We start from the raw sequence: 394 nt of genomic DNA, 5'->3' as shown, positions 1-394 counted from the left end.
AGAACCTCGACGAGAGACAGCTTTTGAGGGCCGTTGTGGAGAGGCTCGCCGAGAAGAAGATCAAGACCCTCGTCTTCTTCGACTCGCGTAAAGGAACGGAGAAGCTCATGCGCTTCCTCCTCAATTCGCCAGTCTTTCACAAGACGAGCACCTACAAGGGAACGCTGCCTAAAAACATCCGCTGGGAGATAGAACGGGACTTCAAAGAGGGAAAGCTTCTCGTTCTCCTCACAACCAACGCTCTCGAGCTCGGCATCGACATCGGCGATCTGGATGCGGTGATAAACTACGGCATTCCGCCCGACGGTCTCTTCTCACTTATCCAGCGCTTTGGAAGGGCTGGAAGGAGCGCTGATAGGGAAGCGATAAACGGCATTGTCCTCAGGAAGAACGG

At 54.3% G+C, this 394-nt stretch carries 1 protein-coding gene; it reads left to right on the top strand.

Annotated elements, in window-relative coordinates; translation table 11 throughout:
- The coding region (locus E3E29_RS11510; RefSeq protein WP_167911117.1) for a helicase-related protein at positions 1–394 on the top strand (394 nt) is incomplete at both ends.

It is taken from the genome of Thermococcus sp. Bubb.Bath, from assembly GCF_012027595.1.
Classification (GTDB): Archaea; Methanobacteriota_B; Thermococci; order Thermococcales; family Thermococcaceae; genus Thermococcus.
Note: the sequence above shows the minus strand (reverse complement) of the source record. Positions and strands in the feature narration are given on the sequence as shown.